Raw genomic sequence first — 21,149 nt, forward strand, 5'->3', positions numbered from 1 at the left:
ACCCAAGTGGTTCCTAGACTGTTGAGGTGACTGCCACCTCCAAGCCCACCGAACACGACGAGGCAGCAGCGCTGCCCAAGACGTGGGATCCGAGCGCGGTAGAGGCCGACCTGTACGAGGGTTGGGTGGCCGCGGGCTACTTCACTGCCGACGCTTCGAGCGGCAAGCCGCCGTATTCGATCGTGCTGCCGCCGCCGAACGTCACCGGCAACTTGCACATGGGTCACGCGCTGGACCACACGCTGATGGATGCACTGACCCGCCGCAAGCGCATGCAGGGTTACGAGGTGCTGTGGCTCCCGGGGATGGACCACGCGGGCATCGCCACTCAGAGCGTGGTCGAGAAACAACTTGCGGTCGACGGCAAGACCAAGGAGGACTTCGGCCGCGAGCTGTTCATCGACAAGGTGTGGGACTGGAAGCGCGAGTCCGGCGGAACCATCGGCTGGCAGATGCGCGCGCTGGGGGACGGCGTCGACTGGAGCCGGGACCGGTTCACCATGGACGACGGGCTGTCCCGCGCCGTCCGGACCATCTTCAAGCGGCTCTACGACGCGGGGCTGATCTATCAGGCGGAGCGCCTGGTCAACTGGTCACCGGTGCTCGAGACTGCGATATCGGATCTCGAGGTCAAATACGAGGACGTCGAGGGCGAGCTGGTGTCGTTCCGGTACGGCTCGATGAAGGACGACGAACCCCACATCGTGGTGGCCACCACCCGAATCGAGACCATGTTGGGGGACACCGCGATCGCGGTTCATCCCGATGACGAACGGTATCGGGCGTTGGTCGGTTCGACCTTGCCGCATCCTTTCTTGGATCGGGACATCGTCATCGTGGCCGACGCTCACGTCGACCCCGAATTCGGTACGGGCGCAGTAAAGGTCACGCCGGCACACGACCCCAATGACTTCGAGATCGGTGTGCGGCACCAGCTTCCGATGCCGTCGATCATGGACACGAAGGGCCGGATCACCGGCACGGGAACCGAATTCGACGGAATCGACAGGTTGGAGGCGCGGGTCGCGGTCCGTGAGGCGCTCGCGGCGCAGGGCCGCATCGTCGAGGAGAAGCGACCTTACCTGCACAGCGTCGGGCACTCGGAGCGCAGTGGAGAGCCCATCGAGCCACGGCTGTCGCTGCAGTGGTGGGTCAGTGTCGAGTCGTTGGCGAAGGCTGCAGGTGATGCGGTCCGAAACGGCGACACGGTCATTCATCCGACCAGCCTCGAGCCCAGGTGGTTCGCCTGGGTGGACAACATGCACGACTGGTGCATCTCGCGGCAGCTCTGGTGGGGGCACCGCATCCCCATCTGGCACGGCCCAGACGGCCAGCAGGTCTGCGTTGGACCCGACGAGACGCCCCCGGAGGGCTGGGAACAGGACTTCGACGTGTTGGACACGTGGTTCTCGTCGGCACTCTGGCCGTTCTCGACCATGGGCTGGCCCGACCGCACGCCCGAACTCGAGAAGTTCTATCCGACAAGCGTGCTCGTCACCGGTTACGACATCATCTTCTTCTGGGTCGCCCGCATGATGATGTTCGGCACGTTCGTCGGTGACGACCCCGTGCTCACGCATGACGGTCAGCGGGGTCCCCAGGTGCCGTTCGAGAACGTCTTTCTGCACGGCCTGATCCGCGACGAGTTCGGTCGCAAGATGAGCAAGTCGAAGGGCAACGGGATCGACCCGTTGGACTGGGTGCAGACGTTTGGCGCGGATGCGTTGCGGTTCACGCTGGCTCGCGGCGCCAGCCCCGGTGGCGACATGTCCATCGGCGATGACGCCGCCAGGGCCTCGCGTAACTTCGCTACCAAAGTGTTCAACGCGACCCGGTTCGCGCTGATGAACGGGGCGGCGCTCGCGCCACTGCCCGGTGTCGACGAGCTCACCGACGCCGACCGGTGGATCCTGGGCCGACTGGAAGAGGTTCGCGCGGAAGTCGATTCGACGTTCGACTCATACGAGTTCAGTCGCGCCTGCGAGGCGCTGTACCACTTCGCATGGGACGAATTCTGTGACTGGTACCTGGAATTGGCCAAGGTGCAACTCGCTGGCGCGCCGAACGGACCTACCAACGCCGTGTTGGCCGCAGTCCTTGACACGCTGCTCAAACTGCTGCACCCGGTGATGCCGTTCGTCACCGAGACGCTGTGGAAGACCGTGACCGGTGGCGAGTCGGTCGTGATTGCCGACTGGCCGCAACCTTCCGGCTACGCGCTTGACGACATTGCCGGCGCACGCATCGCGGACATGCAGAAGCTCGTCACCGAGGTGCGTCGATTCCGAAGTGATCAAGGGCTCAACGACCGGCAGCGGGTGCCCGCGCGATTGGCCGCGATCACCGATGCCGACTTGGACACCCAGGTCGACGCCGTCAGATCATTGGCCTGGCTCACCGAACCCGATGACGGATTCAATCCTTCTGCGGCCGTTGAGGTTCGGCTGTCCCGCGCCACCGTGCTCGTCGAGCTCGACACGTCGGGCACCGTTGACGTGGAGGCCGAGCGGCGCAGGCTCCAGAAGGACCTCGCCGCCGCCCAGAAGGAACTTGCGCAAAGCGAGGCCAAATTGGGCAACGAGGAGTTCCTGGCCAAGGCGCCCGACGCCGTCGTCGACAAGATCCGGGGGCGCCAGCAGGTCGCCGGGGAAGAGGTCGAGCGGATCACGGCCCGCCTGGCCGGCCTGCAATGAGTGAACCAACGCCCGACGAGATCGCGGCGCTGCTGCAGGTCGAGCATTTGCTCGACCAGCGTTGGCCGGAAACGAAACTCGAGCCAAGCACCACCCGCATCAGCGCGCTGATGGAGTTGCTGGGTTCGCCGCAGCGCAGCTACCCGAGCATTCACGTCGCGGGAACCAACGGCAAGACGTCGGTGACGCGCATGGTCGATGCGCTGCTGACCGCACTGCACCGCCGCACCGGGCGCACCACCAGCCCGCACCTTCAGTCTGCGGTGGAACGGATTTCGATCGACGGCGTGCCCATCACCCCTGCCCAGTACGTCGACACCTATCGCGAAATCGAGCCGTTCGTCGAGCTCGTCGACAAGCAATCCGAGGCGGCAGGCGGCCCAAGGATGAGCAAGTTCGAGGTCGTCACCGGCATGGCCTTCGCGGCGTTCGCCGACGCGCCGGTCGACGTCGCTGTGGTGGAGGTCGGCATGGGCGGCCGCTGGGACGCGACCAACGTCGTCGACGCGCCCGTCGCGGTCATCACGCCGATCGGGCTGGACCACACCGAGTATCTGGGCGAGCACGTCGCCGACATCGCGGCCGAGAAGGCCGGCATCATCGTCAGGCAAGGCGACGACCTGGTTCCCATCGACACGGTGGCGGTGATCGCGCGGCAGCTGCCGGAGGCGATGGAGGTGCTGCTCGCGGAGACCGTGCGGGCGGATGCTGCAGTGGCGCGGGAGGATTCCGAGTTCGCGGTGCTCGACAGGCAGCTCGCAGTCGGTGGCCAGTTGCTCGAACTGCAGGGTCTCAGCGGGGTGTACTCCGAAATCTTCCTGCCACTGCACGGCGAGCATCAGGCCCACAACGCGGTCGTGGCGCTGGCGGCAGTCGAAGCGTTCTTCGGCGCGGGCGCCGACAGGCAATTGGACATCGACGCCATCAGGGCGGGCTTCGCCTCGGTCACCACCCCGGGACGGCTAGAGCGAATGCGCAGCGCGCCAACGGTATTCATCGATGCCGCGCACAATCCGGCGGGAGCCGAGGCGCTGGCCCAGGCCCTCGATCAGGAGTTCGACTTCCGCTTCCTCGTCGGGGTGATATCGGTGATGGCCGACAAGGACGTCGACGGCATCCTGGCCGCGCTGGAGCCCGCCTTCGACCAGGTCATCGTCACGCACAACGGATCCCCGCGCGCGATGGACGTCGAGGCGCTCGCCTGGCGGGCCGAGGAACGGTTCGGGCCCGAACGGGTCATCACCGCCAGCACCCTGCCCGATGCGATCGAGACCGCGACCGCACTCGTCGAGGAGGCCGGCAACGATGACGGTTTCACCGGCGCAGGGATGGTCATCACCGGGTCGGTGTTCACCGCGGGTGCGGCGCGGACCCTGTTCGGAAGGGATCCCGCGTGACTGAGCAGCCCGCACCCCCAGATCCGTGGAAGAGCTTTCGAGGGGTGATGGCAGGCACGCTGATCCTCGAGGCCATCGTCGTGCTGCTCGCGCTGCCGGTCGTTTCCTATTCCGAGGGCGGGTTGACCCCGCTCAGCGGAGGGTTCCTCATCGGCTTCGCGGCGGTCCTGGTGCTGTTGGCGGGGATGCAGGGGCGGCCATGGGCGCTGTGGGCCAATCTTGCGATGCAGGCCGTGTTGATCGCGGGCTGGTTCATCCACGCTGCCATTGGCTTCATAGGAGTGGTCTTCGCCGTGGTGTGGGGGCTGATCGCCTACCTGCGGGCCGAGGTCAGCCGACGCCAAAAGCAGGGTCTGTTGCCCGGGCAACAGGCTCCGCCTACTGACGAGTAGGCTCTGCGCCGTGACGGAGCGGACTCTTGTATTGGTCAAGCCAGACGGCGTCAAGCGACGCCTCGTCGGTGAGATTCTCGGCCGAATTGAAAGCAAGGGCCTGACGATCGCGGCCCTCGAATTGAAGACGGTGAGCGACGACCTGGCCCGGCAGCACTACGCAGAGCACGAGGGCAAGCCGTTCTTTCCGTCGCTGCTGGAATTCATCACGTCCGGCCCTGTCGTAGCCGCCATCGTGGAAGGTCCTCGGGCTGTTGCGGCGTTTCGCCAGCTCGCCGGGGCCACCGATCCGGTGGAGAAGGCGACCCCTGGCACCATCCGCGGTGACCTGGCACTTGTTACCCAGGACAACCTCGTGCACGGCTCGGATTCGCCCGATTCGGCGGCCCGAGAAATCGAGCTCTGGTTTCCCGGTCGTTAGCTGAACCGGCCGGTTCGTCAGTTTCAGCGCCGCGGTGTGGGATACTGGCCTCGGGTGACCTGCTCCACAGTGGGGCTGTCGCCCGGATGAAGACTTAAGACGAGCGCGACCACCAAGGAACAATTCCGAGTGCGGCGCGAAGTCCAGCCATCATTCAGCCAGGCACTGAGGGTTCCCTACGAGCCGCTCGGAGCGAGACCACAACAAGCTCGGGAGAAGTCCCCGGGCCCATAGCGGAAGCCCTCGCGTGGCCGCGTCGATCAAGACGCGCCCGGGGGCTTGAGGAGAGTACGTGGCCGACGATGCCCAAATCGCAGACCTATCCGAAAACGCCCTGCAAGACGGGGGCGTGCCAGCTCAGCTGAGCGCAGACTCCGCTCCAGTGGAGCGCAGCGTTTCGGACCCATTTGCCGTGGAAGACGCCGTGGAAGACGCGGCGCCCGTGGACGACGCGACCCCCGCTGAGGACGACGCCGTGCAGGTGGACGACGTGCAAGTGGAGGTCGAACCCGAATCCCGGCTGCTGCTCGAGGCCGCCGCACCCAGCACTTCGGAACCGGCCGCATACATGCCGTTGTTCGTCGCTCCTCAGCCCGTCGCGTTCGTGCCAGTGGTGCGCGCCGAAGAAGAGGACGACGAAGACGACGATGACGCCGCTGGCGACGACGTCGACGATGACGACGACCAGGGTGAGCGCCCGGCCAACCGCAGGCGCCGGCGCGGCAGGCGCGGTCGCGGTCGTGGCCGTGGCGAGCAGAGTGCCGACGAAGACGGTGACGACGAAGAATCGGGCGACAAAGCCGAGTCCGACGACGACGCGGATGAGTCCGATGACGACGAGGGCGCCGATGACGACGGTGGCTCAGGCGACCCGGCCAACCGTCGGCGCCGTCGCCGCAGGCGTCGCAAGTCCAGCGGAGGCGAGAGCGGCGAGGCCGCCTCGCCGGACGATCCACCCAATACGGTCGTCCACGAGCGGGCGCCGCGAAGTGCGGGCAGGGCCGACAAGAGCGACAAGTCCGACGAGATCCAGGGCATCGCGGGTTCGACTCGGCTAGAGGCCAAGCGTCAGCGCCGTCGCGACGGTCGTGACGCCGGCAGGCGCCGCCCGCCGATCCTGAGCGAGGCCGAGTTCCTGGCGCGCCGTGAAGCCGTCGACCGGGTGATGGTCGTACATGACAAGGTTCGCTCCGAACCGCCACACGAAGGCGCCCGTTACACGCAGATCGCGGTGCTCGAGGACGGCGTTGTCGTCGAACACTTCGTCACGTCGGCCGGGTCCGCGTCGTTGGTCGGCAACATCTACCTCGGCATCGTGCAGAACGTGCTGCCGTCCATGGAAGCCGCGTTCGTCGACATCGGGCGTGGCCGCAACGGCGTGCTCTACGCCGGTGAAGTCAACTGGGAGGCCGCCGGACTCGGCGGCGCACAGCGCAAGATCGAACAGGCCCTCAAGCCTGGCGACTACGTCGTGGTGCAGGTGAGCAAGGACCCCGTCGGTCACAAGGGTGCGCGGCTGACCACCCAGGTGTCGCTTGCGGGGCGCTACCTGGTGTACGTGCCAGGCGCATCCTCGACCGGGATCAGCCGCAAGCTGCCCGACACCGAGCGGCAGCGCCTCAAGGAGATCCTGCGCGAAGTCGTCCCGGCCGACGCAGGCGTCATCATTCGAACCGCGTCGGAGGGTGTCAAGGAAGACGACATCCGCACCGACGTGAACCGGCTGCAGGAGCGTTGGACCGAGATCGAGGCCAAGGCCACCGACGTCACCGGTAAGGCGGCGGGTGCCGCGGTGGCGCTCTACGAGGAGCCCGACGTCCTGGTCAAGGTCATTCGCGACCTGTTCAACGAGGATTACTCCGGGCTCATCGTCTCGGGTGACGATGCCTGGAAGACCATCGACGACTACGTGAATGCCGTGGCGCCCGAACTGGTGCCGCGGATGACGAAGTACGAACCCGCTTCACCGGACGGGCCCGACGTGTTCGCGGTCCACCGGATCGACGAGCAGCTGACCAAGGCGATGGACCGCAAGGTGTGGCTGCCTTCTGGCGGCACGCTGGTGATCGACCGCACCGAGGCGATGACCGTCGTCGACGTGAACACCGGCAAGTTCACCGGCTCGGGAGGCAACCTCGAGCAGACCGTCACGAAGAACAACATCGAGGCCGCCGAGGAAACCGTGCGCCAGCTACGGCTGCGCGACATCGGCGGAATCATCGTCATCGACTTCATCGACATGGTGCTCGAGTCCAACCGCGACCTGGTACTGCGGCGCCTGACCGAGGCGCTGGCCAGGGACCGCACGCGTCACCAGGTGTCCGAGGTGACCTCGCTCGGGCTGGTTCAGCTCACGCGCAAGAAGCTCGGCACTGGCCTGATCGAGGCGTTCTCCACCACGTGCACGCACTGCGGTGGCCGCGGGATCATGCTGCACGGCGATCCCGTGGACTCTGCACCGTCCGCGAACCGCAAGTCGGAGCCCACCAGCCGCCGCAGCAAGCGTGGCAAGAAGGGTGGCCGGGCCGACGAAGTTCAGGTGGCCAAGGTGCCCTCCCACGGGTCCGGTGAGCATCCGATGTTCAAGGCGATGGCTGCGGCAGCTCAGCCCGAAGACGAGGACGACGAGCTCGACGAGGACGCCACCGACGTGTCGACCGACGAAGCCGACGGCCAGGTCGCCGAGCATGGCGCGGAGGCTGCTGCCGGGCTCGTCGCCGACGAATCTGACGACGAGTCGGATGAGGACGACGTCGAACTCGACGAGGACGACGACGATGACGAGGATGACGACGACATCGAGGTCATCGACGCCGAGTCGGACGACGAGTCCGATGACGACGAAGACATCGACGACGACGATGACGACGAAGAAGACATCGACGACGACGACGAAGATGACGACGACATCGATGACGACGACGATTCAGATGACGACGAGGACGACGACGATGACGTCCCGGAACCGCAGGTCGCGGCCGTGAGAGTGGGTCGACCTCGGCGCCGAGCAGCCGCGCGACCGGCCGGACCGCCGTCCGACGTCGACTAACGGGGGCGGTTTGACCCCGTACGTGCTGGTCACGTACCCTAGAGCAGTTGTCTTTCGGCTCTGTGCACAACCGGGCCGGCGACAGTGGGGCAATTTGGACGTCCCGCACCCCAGACCCGCGCTCGCAGCCTTCGGGTGGCGCGCGCCCGCAACACCGATGTAGAGGAACACGAGAACGATGGCAGCCGAGAAGGTCACGTACGCAATCGTCAAGACCGGCGGTAAGCAGTACAAGGTCGCGGTCGGGGACATAGTCAAGGTCGAGAAGCTCGAGCTCGAGGCCGGCGCCACGGTGTCGCTGCCCGTCGCCCTCGTCGTCGACGGAGCGAACGTCACCACCGCCGCGAAGGACCTGGAGAAGGTCGCCGTCACGGCCGAGGTGCTCGAGCACACCAAGGGCCCGAAGATCCGCATCCACAAGTTCAAGAACAAGACCGGTTATCACAAGCGCCAAGGCCACCGTCAGAAGCTGACGGTCGTCAAGGTCACGGGCATCAAGTAGTAGGGAGCGAACTAATGGCACACAAGAAGGGCGCTTCCAGCTCACGCAACGGTCGCGACTCAAACTCACAGCGACTCGGCGTCAAGCGGTTCGGCGGTCAGGTCGTCAAGGCAGGCGAGATCATCGTCCGCCAGCGCGGCACTCACTTCCACCCCGGCGTCAACGTCGGCCGTGGTGGCGACGACACGCTGTTCGCGACCGCGCCCGGCGCCGTCGAGTTCGGCACCAAGCGCGGCCGCAAGACGATCAACATCGTCCGCGTCGCGCGACCGGAGAGCTAGTACTGAAGAGGACTTTCCCGCGTATGTGAAGCTGCCGCGAGTTCTCGACTCGATAGCTTCACACACGGCAGGAAGGAAGTCCGATGCCCCGGTTCGTCGATCGCGTCGTCATCCACGCGAAGGCGGGCAACGGCGGTCACGGCTGCGCATCGGTGCACCGCGAGAAGTTCAAACCACTCGGCGGTCCCGACGGCGGCAACGGTGGGAGCGGCGGCAGCATCGTGCTCGTCGTGGACCCGCAGGTGCACACGCTGCTCGACTTTCACTTCCATCCGCACGTCGATGCTCCGTCGGGTAAGCCCGGCGCGGGCAACAACCGCGAAGGTGCCAACGGCGCCGACCTCGAACTGCGGGTGCCTGACGGCACGGTGGTGCTCGACGAGCGCGGCAAGCTGCTTGCGGATCTCGTCGGCGCTGGCACCCGATTCGACGCCGCGGCAGGTGGTCGCGGTGGGCTTGGCAATGCCGCGTTGGCATCCCGCGCGCGCAAGGCGCCGGGATTCGCGTTACTCGGCGAAAAGGGCGAGACCCGCGACCTCACGCTCGAACTCAAGACCGTCGCCGACGTCGGCCTCGTCGGGTTTCCGTCCGCGGGCAAGTCGTCATTGGTCTCGGTGATATCGGCGGCCAAGCCGAAGATCGCCGACTACCCGTTCACGACGCTGGCGCCGAACCTCGGCGTCGTGTCGGCGGGGGAGCACACGTTCACGGTCGCTGACGTACCCGGCCTGATTCCTGGCGCATCCGAGGGGCGCGGCCTCGGCTTGGACTTCCTTCGGCACATCGAACGCTGCGCGGTGCTCGTGCATGTCGTCGACTGCGCGACCATGGATCCCGGCCGTGACCCGATCTCCGACATCGACGCGCTCGAGGCTGAACTCGCCGCGTATACCCCGACACTGCAAGGCGATTCGACGCTCGTCGACCTTGCCGACCGGCCAAGGGCCGTGGTGCTCAACAAGATCGACGTGCCGGAAGCGCGCGAACTGGCCGAGTTCGTTCGCGACGAGGTTCAGCGGCGTTACGGGTGGCCGGTGTTCGAAGTGTCGGCAGTCAGTCGGGACGGACTGCGACCGTTGACGTTTGCGCTGTGGGACATCGTCTCGGCCTACCGGGCCGCGCAGCCAGCCGTAGCGCCGCGCCGGCCGGTGATCCGACCGATTGCGAAGAAGGAAAGTGGCTTTACGGTTGTGCCCGACGGCGACGGTGGCTTCACCGTGCGCGGGACAAGGCCCGAACGCTGGGTCAGCCAAACCGATTTCACGAACGACGAAGCTGTCGGCTACCTCGGCGACCGGTTGGCCCGACTTGGGGTGGAAGACGAATTGCTCAAGCAGGGTGCGAAGCCCGGTTGCGCCGTCACCATCGGTGACGTCACGTTCGACTGGGAGCCGCAGACGCCTGCGGGTATCGATGTCACGATGTCCGGGCGTGGCACCGACATCCGGCTGGAGCAGACCGACCGCGTCGGCGCCGACGAGCGCAAGGCCGCACGAAAGGCGCGTCGGCTTCCGGACGGCGAGGAATGAGCAGTCCCCATCGCGCCGCGGTGCGCACCGCCCGCAGCGTCGTCGTCAAAGTCGGTACCACCGCACTGACGACCGCGACGGGCATGTTCGACGCGGGACGACTGGCCGCACTGACCGACGCCATCGAGGCGCGCATGAAGGCGGGCTCCGACGTCGTCATCGTGTCGTCTGGCGCCATCGCCGCGGGCATCGAACCGCTCGGGCTGACGCGGCGACCCACCGACTTGGCGACGAAGCAGGCCGCGGCCAGTGTTGGCCAGGTCGCCCTCGTCAATGCGTGGAGCGCGGCCTTCGGCCGATATGACCGCACGGTCGGCCAGGTCTTGTTGACCGCGCACGACATCTCGATGCGGGTGCAGCACACCAACGCTCAGCGCACGTTGGACCGGCTGCGCGGCTTGCATGCCGTGGCGATCGTCAACGAGAACGACACCGTCGCAACCAACGAGATCAGATTCGGTGACAATGACCGGCTTTCGGCGTTGGTCGCACATCTGGTGGGTGCCGATGCCCTCGTGTTGTTGAGCGACATCGACGGCCTCTACGACTCAGATCCACGGAAGTCCGGCGCACGCTTCATCTCCGAGGTCGACGGACCCGATGACCTCGACGGGGTGGTGGCCGGGGGCGGCAGCAAACTCGGCACCGGCGGCATGGCGTCCAAGTTGTCCTCGGCACTGCTGGCGGCCGACGCGGGCGTGCCGGTATTGCTGGCCGCGGCCGCGGACGCTGGACGTGCGCTCGCCGACGCATCGGTGGGCACAGTGTTCGCACCGCGCCCCGAACGCATGTCGGCGCGCCGGTTTTGGGTGCGTTACGCCGCGGAGGCCTCGGGCGCGTTGACCCTCGACGAGGGTGCGGTCCGCGCGGTGGTCGACCGGCGACGGTCGCTTTTGCCTGCTGGGATCGTCGCAGTCTCCGGGAAGTTCCACGGTGGTGACGTGGTCGAACTGAGCGGGCCCGATGCCGTGACGGTGGCCCGCGGCGTGGTGGCTTACGACGCTACCGAATTGGCCACCATGATCGGCCGCTCGACCTCCGACCTGCCTGCCGAGCTGCGTCGACCCGCAGTACACGCCGACGACCTGGTCGCCACATAGCGAATTGTGGAGCATTTGCGGCGCTGACCGCCGCGAATACTCCACAAATCGCGGCTAGGGTGCCTCGAGATACAGAGCGGCCCAGGCGATCTCGGTCAATGTCTCGGCCAGCTCGGCGTCGAAGGACGGTGGCGATCCCGGCAGGTTCTGCTGGGTGGCCCGTTCGACCATCCATGTCAACGCGTTCGCCGCCGTCGCGGCCGAGAGCTCCGGGCGGATGGTTCCCGCGTGCTGGCCCTGCTCGATGACGGCCGCGAAGCGCGCCGAGATGGCGGTGAGGATCTCCCGATAGGCAGTGCCGACCTGCGGGTCGTAGCCCGCCATCTCGTTGAGTGCGACGAGCAGCGGTTGGTGTTGCCGGTAGCTCGCGACGATGCCACTGATGGCGGCCCTGGCGTCGGCGGGGTCCCGCCGCCCCGCGACGCTCCACCAGCGGTCGCCGGCGTCGGCGAGGTCGGCGAATACCTGGCCGGCCAGGCGGCGCAACAGATGGCCCTTGTCCTCGAAGTAGATGTAGAAGCTGGCCCGTGAGATCCCCGCTTCGGTGGCGAGCCTATCGACGCTGAGTTCGGTGAAGCTGGCCCCGTCGGCCATCAGCCGTTCGGTGGCATCGAGCAGGTGACGCTCGATTTGTTCGCGCCGCTCCTGGCGTTTGGCCTGCGGCTTCCTGGTGACCGATGGCATGTGGGCAAGCCTAGCTGGGCGGCTAGCACCTTGACTAGACATAGTGTCTAGACTTATCGTCACACACATGACTGTGCCCTCGCTCACACCTTCTGCGACTCGCGACTTCGACCCGGTCGACCTCTCCTCGCGTGCCTTCTGGACCACCACAGCTGCCGAGCGTGAGGAGTCCTTCGCCGTGCTGCGCGCCGAGCGGCCGGTGAGTTGGCACCGGCCAGTCGAAGACTCGTTGATGCCCGATCCGAGCGATCCTGGGTACTGGGCCGTGACGCGTCACGCCGACATCGTCGCCGTCAGCCGCGACAGCGAGACCTTCCTGTCGGGCAAGGGCGTGCTGTTCGAAACCGTGCCAGAGGAACTGCTCGAGGCGTCGCAGTCGTTCCTCGCGATGGATCCGCCTCGACATACGACGTTGCGCAAGCTCGCGCACGCCGCCTTCACGCCGCGCCAGGTGCGGCGCATCGAGGAATCGATCAGGGCGAACGCGCGCGCGATCGTGGGGGAGTTGCGCGACGCGGGCAGCGGAGCCGACTTCGTCGAACACTGCGCAAGGGAACTCCCCATCCGGACGCTCTCGGACATGGTCGGCATCCCGGAATCCGAACGGGCACAGGTGGCACACGCCGCCGACGCGCTGGTGTCGTGGGCCGATCCGGTCTACCTGGACGGGCGCAACCCGTTGGAGGTACTGATCGGCAGCCAGATGTACCTGCACCAGGTCGCCGGAGCGTTGGCCGCCGACCGGCGCGCGAATCCCGGCGACGACCTGATCAGCAGCCTCGTCGAAGCCGAGGTCGACGGTGATCGGCTCACCGACGCCGAGGTCGCCGCCTTCTTCGTGCTGCTGGCGGTGGCGGGCAACGACACCACGCGGCAGACCATGAGCCATGCCGCCAAGGCGCTCACCGACTTTCGCGATCAGCGCACGTGGCTGGCCGCCGACTTCGACGACCGCATCGGCAGCGCCGTCGAGGAGTTCGTCCGGTGGGCCACCCCGGTGATGACGTTCCGCCGGACGGCCGCGGTCGATTGCGAACTCGGTGGACAGTCGATCCGCGCCGGTGAGAAGGTCGTGATGTTCTATTCGTCGGGCAATTTCGACGAGCGCGCCTTCGACCAACCGCGCCGGTTCGAGCTTGGCCGCAAGCCCAATTCACACGTCGGCTTCGGCGGAGGAGGCCTTCACTTCTGCTTAGGCGCACACGTCGCGCGCGCCCAGTTGCGGGCGATCTTCGGCGAACTGCTCTCGCAACTACCCGATTTCGAGGCCGGGGATCCGAGTTATGTCGCAGGCAACTTCATTCACGGCGTCCGCTCGCTGCCCGTCACCTTCTGAGTGATTTGTGCACGCTCGGTCGCCGTGGCCGCGACTCAGCGTGCACAAACCGCGAGTTCGTCGGCGAGCAGGGCCAGTAATTCCGAGCAACCGCTGTCGACCTTGACCGTCGCGAGGGCGTCGCCGCGTGTGGGCCCCCGGTTGACGATCGCGACGGGCTTACCCTTGGCCGCAGCGTGCCGGACGAATCGCAGCCCGGAGAACACCGTCAGCGACGAACCCGCGACCAGCAGTGCGTCGGCTCCATCGACAAGCGAATATGCCTCGGCAACACGCTCTTTCGGCACGTTCTCGCCGAAGTAGACGATGTCGGGTTTGAGCATGCCGCCGCATTGCGGACAGTCGACGTAACGGAACGACGCCGTCTCCTCGATGACGGCGTCCGCGTCCGGAGCGACCGCGATGGCGCCAACCGCCTGCTCCCCGAATCCGGGGTTGAGCGCCTCCAACTGCTCCGCCAATTCCGCCCGCGTCAACGTGTGTCCACACGCCAAACACACCACCTGGGCGTAGGTGCCGTGCAGGTTTACGACCGATTGACTGCCCGCCTTGGTGTGCAAAAGGTCGACGTTCTGCGTGATCAACCCGGAGACCGCGCCTGCCGCTTCGAGGTTGGCCAGCGCGCGGTGCCCGGCGTTGGGCAGCGTCGCATCCATGTGCCGCCAACCGACGTGGTTGCGCGCCCAGTACCGCTGCCGGAACACCGGGTCAGAGGTGAACTGCCGAATCGTCATCGGGTTGCTCGGCGGGGCGTCCGGGCCGCGATAGTCGGGGATGCCGGAGTCGGTGGACACGCCCGCGCCGGTGAGCACCGCGATGCGCTGACCTGCGAGCACACTGACCAGTTCCGGGGCTTCCACAGTGCCCAGCGTAGGCGGCCTGCGACAATTGAGCCGTGGACTTCTTCTCCGCCTACCGGCACGGGTTCGTGCGGGTGGCCGCGTGCACTCACCACACCACGCTGGCCGACCCCGCGGCCAACGCGGAATCGGTGCTGCGCATAGCCCGCGAGTGCCACGACGAGGGCGTTGCACTGGCGGTGTTCCCGGAGTTGACGCTGTCGGGTTACTCCATCGAGGACATCCTCCTGCAGGACGGCTTGCTCGACGCCGTCGAGGCGGCCGTGGCCGACGTGGTCGCTGCTTCGCGGGAGCTGCTACCGGTGCTGGTCGTCGGCGCGCCGCTGCGTCACCGCAACCGCATCTACAACACCGCGTTGGTGATCCACCGTGGCTCCGTGCTCGGCGTGGTGCCGAAGTCCTACCTGCCCACCTATCGCGAGTTCTACGAACGCAGGCAGCTGGCGCCCGGCGACGACGTGCGCGGCAACATCCGCATCGCGGGGGCGGACGTGCCGTTCGGTCCCGACCTGTTGTTCGCCGCCAGTGATCTGCCGAACTTCGTCCTGCACGTCGAGGTGTGCGAGGACATGTGGGTGCCCATTCCGCCGAGCGCCGAGGCGGCCCTCGCCGGAGCGACGGTGCTCGCGAACCTGTCCGGCAGCCCCATCACGATCGGGCGGGCCGACGAGCGCAAGCTGCTGGCCCGCTCCGCGTCCTCGCGCTGTCTGGCGGCCTACCTCTACGCCGCGGGTGGCGAGGGGGAGTCGACCACCGACCTGGCCTGGGACGGCCAGACGATGATCTACGAAAACGGCGCGCTGCTGGCCGAATCCGAGCGCTTCCCTAAGGGGGAGCGACGCTCGGTCGCTGACGTCGACACCGAATTGCTGCGGGCCGAGCGCATCCGGATGGGCACGTTCGACGACAACCGCCGGACTCATGCCGCACGCACCGACGGGTTCCGGCGCATCGAGTTCGTCGTCGATCCACCTGCTGGCGACCTCGGATTGCGCCGCGACGTCGAGCGATTCCCGTTCGTCCCGTCGGATCCGGAACGGCTGCAACAGGATTGCTACGAGGCGTACAGCATTCAAGTCTCCGGGTTGGAGCAGCGGCTGCGCGCGCTCAACTACCCGAAGATCGTCATCGGAGTCTCCGGCGGTCTCGACTCGACGCACGCACTGATCGTCGCGGCCCGTGCGATGGACCGGGAAGGCCGACCCCGCAGCGACATTCTCGCGTTCACCCTGCCGGGTTTCGCGACGGGTGACCGCACCAAGGGCAATGCGATCGCGTTGGGGAAGACGCTCGGAGTCACGTTCGAAGAGCTCGACATCCGCGACACCGCCAAGCTGATGCTCACCGAAATGGGCCATCCGTTCGCACGGGGCGAGCAGGTCTACGACGTCACCTTCGAGAACGTGCAGGCCGGGCTGCGCACCGACTACCTGTTCCGGCTGGCCAACCAGCGCGGTGGCATCGTGCTGGGCACCGGCGACCTGTCCGAGTTGGCGCTGGGCTGGTCGACCTATGGTGTCGGCGACCAGATGTCGCACTACAACGTCAACGGTGGAGTGCCGAAAACCCTTATCCAGCACCTGATCAGGTGGGTCATCTCCGCCGACTTGTTCGGAGCCGACGTCAATGAGGTGCTGCTATCGGTACTGGATACCGAGATCACTCCCGAACTCGTGCCCGCCACCGCGGACCAGCCCGTCCAGAGCAGCGAGGCCAAGGTCGGCCCCTATGCGCTGCAGGACTTTTCGCTTTTTCAAGTGTTGCGCTACGGGTTCAGGCCCTCCAAGGTGGCGTTCCTGGCCTGGCACGCCTGGGGCGACGCAGCGCGCGGCGACTGGCCGACGGGCTTTCCGCCGGACAAGCGACCGGCATACTCGCTCAGCGAGATTCGCCACTGGTTGACGGTGTTCGTGCAGCGGTTCTATTCGTTCAGCCAGTTCAAGCGGTCGGCGCTGCCGAACGGTCCCAAGGTGTCCTCGGGTGGTGCGTTGTCTCCGCGCGGAGACTGGCGTGCGCCGTCGGACATGTCGGCGCGGGTGTGGCTCGACGAGATCGAGCGTGAGGTGCCCACCGAGTGATTTGTGGGGTTTTTGGGGGCCGGCGCCCGGCGGGAAAAACCCCCAAAACAAAAAGGGGGGGGGGGGGGGCGCCCCGCCCCGCGGCGGCGGGCCCCCCCCCGGTGTTTGTGGGTGTCTTCGCCCCCCCCCCCCCCCCCCCCCCCCCCCCACAAATCACTACGTGCGTTCGTAGTGCCCGGTGAGCGTGCCGCGTGCCAGCACCTGCCCGGAGGCCGCCGCGAGCACCGCTTTGACCGTCGTTGCGTCCTCCGGCAAGCGGCGAGCGAGCGCCAACACGTGGAACCGGTAGCGATGAGCGCCGTGACCAGGAATCGGCCGTGGCCCCGAGTAGCCAGACTTGCTCAGCATCGTCGCGATGTTTCGAACCCGGGCATTCCGACCATGAACTCACCTTCGGTCAACCGATCGCGGTCCGGGTCCAACTCTGCGGCGTTGTGAAAGAGCGGCTTGCGCAGGGGGACGTCGATGTCGTCCACCAGTAGCACCAGCGTTGCGGTACCCGACGGGATGCCCTGCCAATGGAGTTCGGGGGACACGTTCTCGCCGACGCCGCTGCCTGCGTGGCGGCTGGGTATCGGGCCGCCGTCGACGAACGCCGGGCTGGTGACGATGATGGTAGTGGGCGCATCGAAGCCCTTGGCTGCCAACGGGCTACGGCTCGCGTCGGCGCGCAACCCGCGCAGTAGCCGACCGATGATGCTCACGCGCCGCTGCCTTCACCGCGCATCGCCACCGCGCTGGAGCGCAATAGCTCGCCGAGTTCGGCCGGCAGGTACCCCTGCGCGGCCAGCCGGGGCATGACGCCGCCCGACGCGATGATGTCCAGGATCAGTTCGGGCAGCCGCGGCACCGAACCCGACGCCCCCGTCGTCTCGTTGCGCCACGTGCCGTCGGGCAGGTCGAAGGTGCCGGTGTCACCCTCGGTGAACAACTGTGTCGCACCGGGCAACGTCATCGCGGGTAGCCCGGCGTTCACCGCGTTGCGGAAGAACAGCGAGTTGAACTCCTCGGCCACCAACCCGGCGACCCCGAGCTCGGCGAACAGCGTTGCGACGGGCCGCGACGAGCCGACGCCAAAGTTGTGGCCCGCCACCACGATGTCGCCGGGCGCCACCTCGTCCGTCCACCCGGGGCGCACCTCGTAGAAGATGTGTTTGGCTGCCTCCGGTGGGTCCAGCTTCATCGCGAAGGCGGGGTACATGGCGTCGGTGTTGAGGTCGTTGCCGAACACCCACACCTTTCCGGTCATGGTGAGACTCACGCGCTCACGCTCCTCGCGTCGGTGATGTAGCCCGCGACCGCCGATGCGGCCACCGTGGCGGGGGAGGCCATGAAGATCTCCGCTTCGGTGCTACCCATGCGACCGGTGAAGTTGCGGGTGCTCGACGTGATGCACACTTCGCCTGCCCCTACCACTCCCATGTGGTAGCCGAAGCAGGCGCCGCACGTCGAGTTCGTGATGACACCACCGGCGTCCGCGATGTCTTGCAGGTAGCCCAGGCGCATCGCGTCGCGATACACGGCCTGCGAGGCGGGGGTGACGAGCAGGCGCACGCCCGGCGCTACCGTCCTGCCGCGCAATATCTTTGCGGCGATCTCCAAGTCCTCGAGTTGCCCGTTGGCGCAGGAGCCGATGAAGGCCTGGTCCACCCGCTGCTTGCCCAGCCCGGAGACTGGAACGCCGTTGCGACTCGCGGTGCCTGGCTTGGCGACGTATGGCTCAAGAGCGGCCAGGTCGACGTGTCGGACGTCGTGGTAGCTCGCCTCGGAATCCGCCGATGCCGAGCGGTATTCGCGCACGCCGCGTTCGGCGAGGAACGTCGTGAGCAGTTCGTCTGGCTCGAAGGTGCTGAAGTCGGCGGAGACTTCGGCGCCCTGCGTGGCGATGGTGCGGCGATCGTGCATCGGCACGCTCGACAATCCGGGTCCGCCGTATTCGAGATTCAAGTTGGCCGCGTCGCCGTACTCGTTGGCGATGAACAAGAAGATGTCCTTGCCGCTGACCGAGTCGGGTTTCACGCCCTCGAGTTCGTAGCGGACGGTCGGTGCGACCTGGAACCAGGTGCTGCCGGTGCACATGATGGAGTACACCTCGGCTGGACCGAGCCCACGGGCCGCGGTGTTGTAGGCGCCTCCCGCGCACGTGTGAGAGTCGGTGCAGGCCAGTACTTCTCCGGGGCGGGCCAGTCCGTTCTCGGCGATCACCTGGTGGCAGATCCCATGCCTGCCGACGTCGTAGAAGCGTTCGATGCCGAAGTCGGCGGCGAACTTGCGGGCGCGTGGTCCGCCCTCGGCGTCCTTGATCGTTGGGGCGGGCACTGCGTGGTCCATCACGATCGCCAGCTTGTCCGGATCGTGAATCCTGAGGGGCTGCAGCCACATCGTGGCGAACTGCAGGTCGATCAACACCGTCATGTCGACGTCGACGACGACGGTGTCGCCAACGCCGACGGACTCCAGCCCGGCCTTGCGGGCAAAGATCTTCTCGATGATGGTCATGGCCATCAGTGGCGCTCCTTGGCTGCGAGCTTGGTGTCGAGTGCGAACCACTCGGCCATCCCCACCAGGTTGAAGAACTCGGCTGGCTTGGTGGGCGCAAAGTCCGCGACGTCGGTGCCGTTGAGTGCGCACAGGCCCTCGAGCATCGCGAAGGTCGCGCGACCGAGCGGGTCGCTGGGGTGAATGGCGATGGCGTAACCCAATTCCTGCAGTCGCGCCGCCGACTCGATCGGTGTCATGCCGCCCAGCACCAGGTTGATCAGCAGCGGGGCCTCCACCTCGCGGGCGATGCGCTCGATCTCGTCGCTGCCCTGGGGAGCCTCGATGAAGATGACATCCGCACCGGCGGTGGCGTAGCGATTCGCGCGTTCGATGGCGACGTCCAAGCCGTGTGAGGCCCGAGCATCGGTGCGTGCGATGACGAGCAGGTCATCGTCGGACCTGGCGTCCAGTGCGGCGGCCAGGGTCTGCTCGAACACCTCCGCGTCGATGACCTGTTTGTCCGGCAGGTGTCCGCAACGCTTTGGGAAAGCCTGGTCCTCCAACTGGATTGCCGCCACACCTGCGGCGTCGTACTGGCGCACGGTGCGCACGACGTTGATCGGAGCGCCGTATCCGGTGTCGGCATCGGCGATCAGCGGAACGTCACCGAGGGCTTCGACGAGCACACGCGCGCGTTCGGCCATCTCGCTGCCTGTGACGAGCCCGATGTCGGGAAGTCCGAACCCCGATGCCGCGACACCGGCTCCGGTCAGATAGGCCCCGACGTGGCCGGTGCGCTTGGCCAGCTGTGCGGAGATACCGTCGAAGACGCCCGGCGCGACGATCAGCTCGCGTCGGTCGAGCAGCGCGCGCAGGGAGTTTCGGGCGGATGTGGTTGGCATGCTTGCTCCTAGTCCAGCGCGCCTGCGACCGGATCGGCCAGCAGGTCGATGAGGTCGGTGACGTCGTCGAGCCCGTCGAGTCCGGTGACCGCGCGTTCGATCGCCTCGGCGCGGGAGCGGTTGGTCACCCGGTCGGCGAGCGCGTGGAACTTGGCCACCAGTTCGGTGTTCGTGACGGGATCGTTTGGTGCGCCGTGAGGTTGGTCGACGCGGGCGCGGTGGACGGTGCCATCGGTCGTGGTGACCGCGACGTCGGTGCGGAAGCGTTCCGTGATGGGTGCGTCGTGCAACGACTCGTCGAGGTGGACGTCGGTCGCGTCGATCAAGCGCCAGATGTCGTCGGCGTCCAGCCGACTTGGCGTGAACTGCTCGGGCAGCACCTTGCCGTCGAGCAACGCCGCAGCGGTGGCGTAGCCGATGTTCATCTGCGCGCCGATTGGCGTCAGCGGCCGTTCCGGCCGCCACCACCCATGCTTGTAGACGGTCTCGCCGACGGTGATGTCCACTCGCGAGATGTCCTCGGGGGAAAGCGATTTCCGGATGTTGCGCGCTGCATCGATGGCGCCGTGCAGCCCACCCATCGCGGCGTAGGACTTCACCATGATGAGCTCGGTTTCCCAGCGCTCGCCCAGTTGGCCGGTCAGCAGCGCCGCGTCGGGGTGGTGTCCCTCACCGAAGACGCTGAGGAAGCCGCCGTACTCGCGCTCGAAGACCCGCTTGATGCCGGTGTAGCCGGCCGCGGCGAGCCCGGCGGCGTAGAAGCCGTTGCGAGCCGCAAGGCCATGATGCATCCGCTTGCTCATGGCCTCGAACTGTGCGGCCATGAGCCCTGCCGACTGCGTGCCCGCGAGGCCGAGCGCGTCCTCCAGCTGGGCCGGCGGCAGTCCCCGCAGCTTGCCGGAAGCCATTGCGGCGCTGTGCGTACCGAAGACGGGGCCGGAATGCCATCCGCGGTCGAGCATCTGGGCGCCGTGCAAGGTATAGCCGACCCGCGGACCCACCTCGAAGCCGGTGATCGCCGCGAGCAAGAAGTCAGCGCCGTTGGTTGGCGTCGACCGAATCGATGCGGTCGACAGCAGTGCAGGGATCAGTAGTGAGCAGCTGTGAAGCGGTGCCAGCGGGTGGAAGTCGTCCAGTTCGAAGCCCTGGATGAACGTGCCGTTGAGCACTGCGGCGGCGGGCGCGCTGGTGGTCCGTCCGGTGCCGATGACGACGGTGTCGCCTTGCCCCTCCAAGTCGAGCACGCCCTGGGTGGCGACCCGTGACCACGGCAGTCCAGCGCCGATGAGCGCACACCCGATGCCATCGAGCAGCAGGTACCTTGCCCGCTCTTGGACGACGGTCGGGACGTCGACCAGTGTCAATCCGGCCACCCAGTGCGCGAGCGTGCCGGTCGGCCCGAGCGGGTCGGTGGCAGCCAGATCGTCGTCCATCCCTACTCCCG

Annotated in this window: 19 protein-coding genes; 11 read left to right on the forward strand and 8 right to left on the reverse strand. The window is 66.9% G+C overall.

Annotated features, from left to right (window positions below):
* Positions 1 to 26: 26 nt before the first annotated feature.
* The 9 genes from SLQ30_RS22745 (at position 27) to proB (ending at position 11,364) form a co-directional block, all read left to right on the forward strand.
* Positions 27 to 2,693 (forward strand): valine--tRNA ligase, encoded by a 2,667-nt coding sequence (locus tag SLQ30_RS22745; protein WP_319450783.1) that lies wholly within the window; start codon positions 27 to 29, stop codon positions 2,691 to 2,693.
* Positions 2,690 to 4,090, forward strand: coding sequence for a bifunctional tetrahydrofolate synthase/dihydrofolate synthase (gene folC / locus SLQ30_RS22750; RefSeq protein WP_319450782.1), 1,401 nt, complete (start codon positions 2,690 to 2,692; stop codon positions 4,088 to 4,090). Before SLQ30_RS22745 ends, folC begins: the two co-directional genes overlap by 4 nt.
* The gene (locus tag SLQ30_RS22755; RefSeq protein WP_319450781.1) at positions 4,087 to 4,482 is read left to right on the forward strand and encodes a DUF4233 domain-containing protein; all 396 of its coding nucleotides are present in this window, start codon (positions 4,087 to 4,089) and stop codon (positions 4,480 to 4,482) included. Before folC ends, SLQ30_RS22755 begins: the two co-directional genes overlap by 4 nt.
* 10 nt (positions 4,483 to 4,492) lie before the next feature.
* Positions 4,493 to 4,903 (forward strand): nucleoside-diphosphate kinase, encoded by a 411-nt coding sequence (gene ndk, locus SLQ30_RS22760; protein ID WP_319450780.1) that lies wholly within the window; start codon positions 4,493 to 4,495, stop codon positions 4,901 to 4,903.
* 292 nt (positions 4,904 to 5,195) lie between these two features.
* A complete protein-coding gene (locus SLQ30_RS22765) occupies positions 5,196 to 7,952 on the forward strand; it encodes an Rne/Rng family ribonuclease (protein ID WP_319450779.1) in 2,757 nt (918 codons plus the stop codon).
* 178 nt (positions 7,953 to 8,130) lie between these two features.
* Positions 8,131 to 8,454, forward strand: coding sequence for a 50S ribosomal protein L21 (gene rplU / locus SLQ30_RS22770; protein ID WP_319450778.1), 324 nt, complete (start codon positions 8,131 to 8,133; stop codon positions 8,452 to 8,454).
* Positions 8,455 to 8,468: 14 nt separating this feature from the next.
* Positions 8,469 to 8,735 (forward strand): 50S ribosomal protein L27, encoded by a 267-nt coding sequence (rpmA, locus tag SLQ30_RS22775; RefSeq protein WP_319450777.1) that lies wholly within the window; start codon positions 8,469 to 8,471, stop codon positions 8,733 to 8,735.
* An 83-nt stretch (positions 8,736 to 8,818) separates the two neighbouring features.
* A complete protein-coding gene (gene obgE, locus SLQ30_RS22780; RefSeq protein WP_319450776.1) occupies positions 8,819 to 10,264 on the forward strand; it encodes a GTPase ObgE in 1,446 nt (481 codons plus the stop codon).
* Positions 10,261 to 11,364, forward strand: coding sequence for a glutamate 5-kinase (gene proB, locus SLQ30_RS22785; RefSeq protein WP_319450775.1), 1,104 nt, complete (start codon positions 10,261 to 10,263; stop codon positions 11,362 to 11,364). Before obgE ends, proB begins: the two co-directional genes overlap by 4 nt.
* A gap of 54 nt (positions 11,365 to 11,418) precedes the next feature.
* Here proB and SLQ30_RS22790 read toward each other — a convergent pair whose 3' ends face one another.
* Positions 11,419 to 12,048 carry a TetR/AcrR family transcriptional regulator gene (locus SLQ30_RS22790; RefSeq protein ID WP_319450774.1) on the reverse strand — a complete coding sequence of 210 codons (630 nt, stop codon included), beginning with the start codon at positions 12,046 to 12,048 and terminating at the stop codon, positions 11,419 to 11,421.
* 67 nt (positions 12,049 to 12,115) lie between these two features.
* Here SLQ30_RS22790 and SLQ30_RS22795 point away from each other — a divergent pair, with 67 nt between their 5' ends.
* The gene (locus tag SLQ30_RS22795; RefSeq protein WP_319450773.1) at positions 12,116 to 13,384 is read left to right on the forward strand and encodes a cytochrome P450; all 1,269 of its coding nucleotides are present in this window, start codon (positions 12,116 to 12,118) and stop codon (positions 13,382 to 13,384) included.
* A 35-nt stretch (positions 13,385 to 13,419) separates the two neighbouring features.
* Here the strand turns inward: SLQ30_RS22795 and SLQ30_RS22800 are convergent, their stop codons facing one another.
* Positions 13,420 to 14,244, reverse strand: coding sequence for an NAD-dependent protein deacetylase (locus SLQ30_RS22800; RefSeq protein ID WP_319450772.1), 825 nt, complete (start codon positions 14,242 to 14,244; stop codon positions 13,420 to 13,422).
* A 35-nt stretch (positions 14,245 to 14,279) separates the two neighbouring features.
* Between SLQ30_RS22800 and SLQ30_RS22805 the strand changes: the two genes are divergently transcribed.
* Positions 14,280 to 16,322 carry an NAD(+) synthase gene (locus SLQ30_RS22805; protein WP_319450771.1) on the forward strand — a complete coding sequence of 681 codons (2,043 nt, stop codon included), beginning with the start codon at positions 14,280 to 14,282 and terminating at the stop codon, positions 16,320 to 16,322.
* Positions 16,323 to 16,478: 156 nt separating this feature from the next.
* Here SLQ30_RS22805 and SLQ30_RS22810 read toward each other — a convergent pair whose 3' ends face one another.
* The 6 genes from SLQ30_RS22810 to SLQ30_RS22835 are packed head-to-tail and all read right to left on the reverse strand — an operon-like array spanning position 16,479 to position 21,138.
* Positions 16,479 to 16,670: a hypothetical protein gene (locus SLQ30_RS22810; protein WP_319449024.1), complete on the reverse strand. Its 192-nt coding sequence runs from the start codon at positions 16,668 to 16,670 to the stop codon at positions 16,479 to 16,481.
* Entirely contained in the window at positions 16,664 to 17,026 is a 363-nt protein-coding gene (locus SLQ30_RS22815) for a YbhB/YbcL family Raf kinase inhibitor-like protein (protein WP_319449025.1), read from the reverse strand. Before SLQ30_RS22815 ends, SLQ30_RS22810 begins: the two co-directional genes overlap by 7 nt.
* Positions 17,023 to 17,571: a 3-isopropylmalate dehydratase gene (locus SLQ30_RS22820; protein WP_319449158.1), complete on the reverse strand. Its 549-nt coding sequence runs from the start codon at positions 17,569 to 17,571 to the stop codon at positions 17,023 to 17,025. The genes SLQ30_RS22815 and SLQ30_RS22820 overlap by 4 nt, the downstream gene beginning before the upstream one ends.
* A gap of 8 nt (positions 17,572 to 17,579) precedes the next feature.
* Positions 17,580 to 18,827 carry an aconitase/3-isopropylmalate dehydratase large subunit family protein gene (locus SLQ30_RS22825; protein WP_319449026.1) on the reverse strand — a complete coding sequence of 416 codons (1,248 nt, stop codon included), beginning with the start codon at positions 18,825 to 18,827 and terminating at the stop codon, positions 17,580 to 17,582.
* Positions 18,827 to 19,705, reverse strand: coding sequence for an isocitrate lyase/PEP mutase family protein (locus SLQ30_RS22830; protein ID WP_319449027.1), 879 nt, complete (start codon positions 19,703 to 19,705; stop codon positions 18,827 to 18,829). The genes SLQ30_RS22825 and SLQ30_RS22830 overlap by 1 nt, the downstream gene beginning before the upstream one ends.
* 8 nt (positions 19,706 to 19,713) lie before the next feature.
* Positions 19,714 to 21,138 (reverse strand): MmgE/PrpD family protein, encoded by a 1,425-nt coding sequence (locus tag SLQ30_RS22835; RefSeq protein ID WP_319449028.1) that lies wholly within the window; start codon positions 21,136 to 21,138, stop codon positions 19,714 to 19,716.
* Positions 21,139 to 21,149: the final 11 nt, after the last annotated feature.

The sequence above is a fragment of the Mycobacterium sp. RTGN4 genome (genome assembly GCF_033804635.1).
Classification (GTDB): Bacteria; Actinomycetota; Actinomycetes; order Mycobacteriales; family Mycobacteriaceae; genus Mycobacterium.